7 protein-coding genes are annotated in these 6,384 nt (G+C 63.5%); 2 read left to right on the top strand and 5 right to left on the bottom strand.

What is annotated here, in order from left to right:
* The 4 genes from ABNU97_RS16705 to ABNU97_RS16690 form a co-directional block, all read right to left on the bottom strand.
* A partial coding sequence (locus ABNU97_RS16705; RefSeq protein ID WP_348767799.1) for a GIY-YIG nuclease family protein occupies positions 1–581 on the bottom strand: 581 nt, incomplete at its 3' end.
* 7 nt (positions 582–588) lie between these two features.
* Complete coding sequence (locus tag ABNU97_RS16700; RefSeq protein WP_348767798.1) at positions 589–1,236, bottom strand: uracil-DNA glycosylase; 648 nt, start codon at positions 1,234–1,236, stop codon at positions 589–591.
* A 105-nt stretch (positions 1,237–1,341) separates the two neighbouring features.
* Positions 1,342–1,824: a ribonuclease E activity regulator RraA gene (gene rraA, locus ABNU97_RS16695; protein WP_293625772.1), complete on the bottom strand. Its 483-nt coding sequence runs from the start codon at positions 1,822–1,824 to the stop codon at positions 1,342–1,344.
* A 225-nt stretch (positions 1,825–2,049) separates the two neighbouring features.
* Positions 2,050–2,553 (bottom strand): disulfide bond formation protein B, encoded by a 504-nt coding sequence (locus tag ABNU97_RS16690; protein WP_348767797.1) that lies wholly within the window; start codon positions 2,551–2,553, stop codon positions 2,050–2,052.
* Positions 2,554–2,699: 146 nt separating this feature from the next.
* Between ABNU97_RS16690 and ABNU97_RS16685 the strand changes: the two genes are divergently transcribed.
* Entirely contained in the window at positions 2,700–4,373 is a 1,674-nt protein-coding gene (locus tag ABNU97_RS16685) for a methyl-accepting chemotaxis protein (RefSeq protein WP_348767796.1), read from the top strand.
* Positions 4,374–4,490: 117 nt separating this feature from the next.
* Here the strand turns inward: ABNU97_RS16685 and ABNU97_RS16680 are convergent, their stop codons facing one another.
* Positions 4,491–5,504, bottom strand: coding sequence for a DNA topoisomerase IB (locus tag ABNU97_RS16680; protein ID WP_348767795.1), 1,014 nt, complete (start codon positions 5,502–5,504; stop codon positions 4,491–4,493).
* Positions 5,505–5,706: 202 nt separating this feature from the next.
* On the opposite strand from ABNU97_RS16680, the gene ABNU97_RS16675 reads away from it, so the two are divergent.
* A partial coding sequence (locus ABNU97_RS16675) for a transporter substrate-binding domain-containing protein (protein ID WP_348767794.1) occupies positions 5,707–6,384 on the top strand: 678 nt, incomplete at its 3' end.

Here is a 6,384-nt window from a genome sequence, read left to right as displayed (position 1 = left end):
TTGCTGATATAACCCACACAGGGCGCGGTACAGCGCTTGATCTGATATTGCAGACAGGGCCGCGAGCGGTTTTCGAAGAAGCTGTCGCGGCAGTTGCGCAGCTTGAACAGCCGGGTCAGCGTGTCCTGGGTCTGTTTGACCGCGCCGGAGCTTGGGAACGGGCCGAAATAATGCCCCTTTCGTTTCTGTGCGCCGCGGTGATAGACCACCCGTGGATAGTCGTTGTCCCCGGTGATCATGAGGTAGGGGTAGCTCTTGTCGTCGCGCAGATAGACGTTGTATCGCGGCCGATGCTTTTTGATCAGCGTGGACTCGAGCAGCAGCGCTTCGTCTTCGGTATGCGTGATCGTGACCTGGATATCGGCCACCTGATCGAGCATCGCCTCGGTCTTGGCGTTGCCCGATGCGCGCAGGAAATAGCTGGACACGCGTTTTTTCAGGTTCTTGGCCTTGCCCACATACAGCACGTCGCCCTGGGCGTTGTACATGCGGTACACGCCCGGCGCCTGGGTGAGCTGGCGCAGGTAGCTGCGCGGGTCGAAACCGGTCGCGTCGGTCTGCGGGGTCGTCTCGTCGGTCATCGCATCATCATGGCGGCGCGTCGTTCACAGGCAAGCCCCCGGCATCGACGAGTTGCCGTACGCGTACGAACACCCGGGCGAACATGGCCTCGGTCAGGCGACGGGTATTCAGGTTATAGCGGCTGCAGTGGTAGGAATCGACCAGCACCCGCCCGCCGGGCAGCGCATGCTCGGCGCCATGGGCAAACACGCGATCGCGTTGGCGCATTCCCAGCGCGCGTACCACTGCCTTGTGTGCCACCCCACCGAGCACCAGCAGTATCCGCGCCGGCGCAAGCTCGCTGGCCAGAAACGGATTGCAGGCATTGATCTCCTGGGCTACCGGCTTGTTCTGCGGCGGCAGGCATTTGACCACGTTGGTGATGCGACAGTCCCGCAGTTCGGGCCCGGCATCGGGTCCCTGGGCGCGCGAGGCAAAGCCGTAGTCGTAAAGCATGCGATAGATCAGCGCCCCCGACTGTTCATCGCTGAACGGCCGGCCGCTCGCGTTGGCACCGTGCAGCGCCGGCGCCAGCCCCACCACGAGCAGACGCGCGGTGGCTGGCCCGAAGGAGCGCACCGGGGCCGCATGGTAGCGCGGATACGCGGCACGAACGTCGTGGCGCAGCGCAACCAGACGCGGGCAGCGCCTGCACTCGGTCGGTGGATCGATCAAGTTCTAATGCTATTTCTAGGCTTAAACAATACAGGCAGGCTATTGCTTTACGATAACTTTACGCCCCAGCGCAGCGCGCCGGGGCGTTGTTGCAAGCGCCGTCGATCAGGATAGCGACAGTTCGGAAGCACTCACGACCACGCCGTCGAGGTCGGCATAGATCCAGTCGCCGGGCATGAAGGACACGCCCGCGAAACGTACCGGTACGTCGCGCTCGCCCTGATTCTTCTTGTTCGATTTCTTGGGGTGGGTATTGAGGGCTTTAACGGTCACGCCCATCTGGGAGATTTCGGCCGAATCGCGAATGCAGCCATAGACCAGAATGCCGGCCCATTCGTTGTCGATCGCCAGCTGGGCGAGATTGTCGCCGAGCAACGCGCAGCGATCGGAGGCACCGCCATCAACCACCAGTACGCGCCCCTCACCCGGTTCTTCCAGCGCGGCTCGAACCAGCGAGTTGTCTTCAAAGCATTTCACCGTGCTGATCGGGCCGGCGAAATCGAGGGTACCGCCGAAATCGGTAAACATCGGTTCGGCGATCTGCAGCTTGTCGCTGAATTCATCGCAAAGATCGGTTACAGGAGTCATGCACAGCCCTTCTGGATAGAGTGAATACGTTGAATCGCCCCGAGTATGCGCGAGCCGGCTCGCCGCGGCCAGCGTTCGGGGCGCCGCCAAAACCGGAGCATCGGGCCGCCATTCGGCCCACGCCGGCGACAGGCCCAGCGCAGAAAATCGAGTTTGGGGCCCAGGAACATCCCTCTGCGCCAGCGACGCGGGCTCACGCAATCGCTGCGGCCTATCGGGTTCGACTCAGTCGCGCTGCCGGTCCGCCGCGCCGAAACCGAACATCCCGGCCAGCGCACCGAAGGCGAGCAGCACGAAATACACGCCCGTCCAGGCCGGCAGACTGATGCCTAGAAACGCGCCCTTGACCTCCGCACAGCTGGCATCGCCGCGCAGCACCGTGGCCAACACTTCCGTCAACGGCATGATATCGACCAGATAGCCCAGTCCGGGCCCGCACGCAGGCACCTGATCCGGCGGCAGATGCATCAGCCATACGTGGCGTGCCGCGATGGCAGCACCGACAACGGCCGACAGGCAGGCCAGGCCCGCGTAGATCCTGTGGGCGACGCCCTGCGCGCCGTGCAGCCAGCCAATCAGGCAGAAAACGCCAACACCCGCCATCGCCACGCGCTGGAAAATACACAGCGGGCACGGCTCCAACCCGTGGACGTACTGAAGATAATAGGCGAACCCCAGTGCGCCCCCCGCGGCCAGAAAGCCGACCAGGAAATAGATGCGTGTGCTCATGGCGCGGATGATTCCACACCGTCTGCCGGGCCGCAATCGAAAGTCGCCCGCTTTTGTTCAAGCGCGCATACGCAGCGCCGATAGTGCTTCGAATCGTTCATTCCGGACGATCGGGCCGTGCCCATGGGGCATCTAAGGGGATCAACATGCTCAAGCGCCTAAATCAGATCAACGTGAAATACGCCATCGCATTCATTACCGTCGCGCTGGCCATGTTCGCGGTGGTCGCAGTCGACCTCATGCTGGTACACACCCTGAAGGAGCGAATGCGCGAATTCGGCGGGCCGTTCATCGATTCCACCGCGGCCGTCCTGAACGCCGATCGCGATCTCTATCAGGCCCATGTGGCCACGCTCGAATACATGCGCATGGACCCGGGCAGCGAAACCGCCGCCGGCTGGCTCGCAGAGTTCGACGAGAACGCAGCGCAGGCCAAACAGCGCCTCGCAAAGTTCGAAAACAATCTGGCCGCTTATCCGGAAGTCCTGGCCTCGCTCGTAGGCTTCGATGCCTTGTACGACACCTGGCTGAACGCCTCCCGACGCGTGCTCCAACTGCGCCGCGATGGCGACTACGAAGGTGCACGGGAGGTACTGGACAACGAAGTCGAGCACGCCTTCGTGGAGCTGCGCGAGGTCTACGACCGGGCCAGCATGGCCGCCGAAGAAAAGATCCACGCGCTGGAGTCGGCCGCGCTGGCACGGGCCAACACCCAGGAATACGCGGTCATCGGCTTTTCGATTCTGATCGGCCTGATCACTGTCATCGTGGCCCTGGTGGGCCCGCTGATGATGTCGCGAGCGATTCGTACGGTGACCCACCGCATCAAGGAAATCACCGAAGGCGACGGCGACCTCACCGCGCGTATCGACACGCGGCGTACCGACGAGCTCGGCGATCTCGCGATCAACTTCAACGCCTTCGTCGGCCGCATGGACACAACGCTCCAGACGGTGCGCACGTCGGTATTCGGCGTCCACGGCGCGGCCAACGAAATCGCCCAGGGCAGCCAGGCGCTGGCCAGCCGAACCGAGCAATCTGCGGCGAGCCTGGAACAGACGTCGGCATCCATGGAAGAAATCACCGCCACGGTCGCGAACACGGCAGAAGCCGCTGATCAAGCCAACGAGCTCACCCGCTCGACCGTGGACGCCGCGCATCAGGGCCAACAGGCAATGCGCGACATGGCCACCACGATGAGCGATATCGCGACCTCGGCCAGCGAAATCAATACGATCACCACGTTGATGGACGGCATCGCCTTTCAGACCAACCTGCTCGCGCTGAATGCCTCGGTCGAGGCCGCACGAGCCGGCGAACACGGGCGCGGGTTCTCGGTCGTAGCCCAGGAAGTACGCAACCTGGCCAGTCGCGCCGCCGATGCCTCCCGCCAGATTCGCGCACTCAGCGATTCGTCGGTTACCCATACCGAATCCGGCACGCGCCTGGTGCGCGAAACCGGCGTCACCATGGAAGATATCGTCTCGCGTATCGAACGGGTCACCGAAGTGGTCGCCCAGATCCGTAACGGTGCTCGTGAACAAAGCGAAGGCGTCAGCCAGATCAATACGGCGGTCACGGAGCTCGACGGCGCCACCCAGCACAACGCGGCAATGGTGGAACAGACCAGCGCCGCTGCCGTGCAGATGCGCGAACAGGCCGACCAGCTCCAGGCGCTGCTCGCTTCATTCCGGCTAAGTTCCGATGTTGGCTCGTCATCCGGCGCCGCCGCTGCAGTCGCTCGGCCAGACGCTTCGGGCCGCTCCGGCAACACCGCCTACCACGGCTATGGCCACGAGGCCGGCGGCGCGGCGGCATAAGCCACACCGCGGCGGGCATGACGCCGCCCCGGCGCGCTGCTTGCGCGCGCCGGGGCGCGCCGGGGCGCAATTCTCGGCGCCAGCAATGCCAGGCGATTCCGACAACCCCGCGCCTGGCTACTGCTCGCGCCTGACCCGGCTCTCCAGCATTTTCATCACCGCCCGCTCTTCCGGGCCGGTCAGATCGCCGGCCTCGAGCTCTGCTTCGATCAGGGCCTGGAAATGGCTGAGGGTGCGACCGTCGAGATAGGTTTCGATCACCCGCGGGTCAATATAGCTTGAGCGCGCGATCGCCGGCGTGTTGCCCAGGCGTTTGGCGACTCGGTCCACGGCTTCGCGAATGTTCTTCTGGCTGATCTTGTCGTCGTCGCCCGGGCCGATCTCATCCAGGGCGAGCGCGGCGAGCGACGTACCGGCCCAGGTCCGGAAATCCTTGGCGCTGTAGTCGTCGCCCATGATCTCGTGGATGTATTCGTTGAGGTCAGCGCTGTCGACGTACACCTTGGCGCCGTCGTCGTCGTAATACTTGAAGATTTCGTAGCCGGGCTGGTCATCGAGTTCGGCCACTACCTGCGCCAGCCGTTCGTCCTCGACCACGCGGTGCTGATGCTGGCCGCTCTTGCCGGCATAGTCGAAGATCAGTTCGTCGCCCTCGATGGTCAGATGCTTGGAGCGCATCGTGGTCAAGCCATAGGACTCGTTCTCGCGCGAATAGCTTTCGCTGCCGGGTCGAAAATAGGCGCTGTCGATCAGGCGCACCATGCAGGCGAGCACCTTCTCCCGCGTCATCTGCTCATGGGTAAGATGCTGGCCCGTGGCACGACGCATGGTCGACAGCTGCCCCGCGAAGGCGAGAATACGATCGTATTTGGCCTGCTCGCGGCGCTCGCGCCAGCGCGGGTTGTAGATGTATTGCTTGCGTCCCGCGGCATCGCGCCCGGTTGCGTGGACATGGGCATCGTCGTCCAGCGAAATCTCCACCTGCTGCCACGCGGGCGGGATAGCCAGCGAAGCAATCCAACGCCGGCGGCGCTTGTCGCGCAGCGTCCGGCCATTACGGTAGCGGTAGGTAAAACCCTTGCCGCAGCGATGCCGGGTTACAACAGCAGAATGGGACGTATCTTCGCTCATCGACGTCAGCGTGGAGTGGCGTCTGCCAGGAATGGGATGCTGCGCTTACGCGGGGTGCTTGCCCGGCGATGCATCGCTCGATTCGCCAGCGTCGCCCAATGGTTTCGCGGGCGCTATCCGGTTTTGTTCGGAAGTGGGCAGGCCTGCGGGCGCGATCGTCTCGTCTGCTAGTGTGAACGCGGGGCGCACCGTTGGGGGATGCATGAGCCGAACAATCGTATGGATGGTTGTCGCGATCGGCACGGCCGTATTGGCCGGCTGCACTGGCAATACGCCGGATAACGCAGACGCCGGCCGGCTCGAACAGATCCGTGAACAGGGCGTATTGCGCGTGGTCACACGCAATGCGCCGACCACCTATTATCTGAATCGCCACAAGCAGCCAACCGGCCCGGAATGGGCGTTGACCCAGGCCTTTGCCCAACACCTTGGCGTAGAGGTGGAGTATCGGGTCGAAAGCTCTATCCACGGCGTATTAGACGCGCTTGATAACGGCAAGGCGGACATGGCGGCGGCCGGCCTGAGCGTTACCCCGGCACGGCAAGAGCGCTTTCGCTTTGCCGCGCCGTATCAGACCGTGCAACAACAAGTGGTATGCAATCCGCAACGCGCTCGGCCGCAAAACGTGCAGGAGCTAAGCGACGTGTCGCTGCGGGTGATCGCGGACAGCAGCTACGTGGAACGCCTGCAAACCCTGCAGGCGGAGTATCCGGCGTTGCGCTGGCGACAGGACAAGCGCCGCGGCACCGAGCAGCTGCTGCGACGCGTTTGGGAGAGTCGGCTCGACTGTACCGTGGCCGACTCCAATATCGTCGACATCAACCGCCGCTACTATCCGCAGCTGAAGGTGATGTTCGATCTACACGATGGCGAATCCCTC

The sequence above is a fragment of the uncultured Salinisphaera sp. genome (assembly GCF_964012375.1).
Taxonomy (GTDB): Bacteria; Pseudomonadota; Gammaproteobacteria; order Nevskiales; family Salinisphaeraceae; genus Salinisphaera.
This window is presented reverse-complemented; position numbering and strand designations above follow the sequence as displayed.

Excerpts from the sequence above, each read along its gene's own strand:
- rraA (WP_293625772.1), bottom strand. The coding sequence starts at position 1,824 with ATGACTCCTGTAACCGATCTTTGCGATGAATTCAGCGACAAGCTGCAG.
- ABNU97_RS16690 (WP_348767797.1), bottom strand. The coding sequence starts at position 2,553 with ATGAGCACACGCATCTATTTCCTGGTCGGCTTTCTGGCCGCGGGGGGC.
- ABNU97_RS16685 (WP_348767796.1), top strand. The coding sequence starts at position 2,700 with ATGCTCAAGCGCCTAAATCAGATCAACGTGAAATACGCCATCGCATTC.
- ABNU97_RS16680 (WP_348767795.1), bottom strand. The coding sequence starts at position 5,504 with ATGAGCGAAGATACGTCCCATTCTGCTGTTGTAACCCGGCATCGCTGC.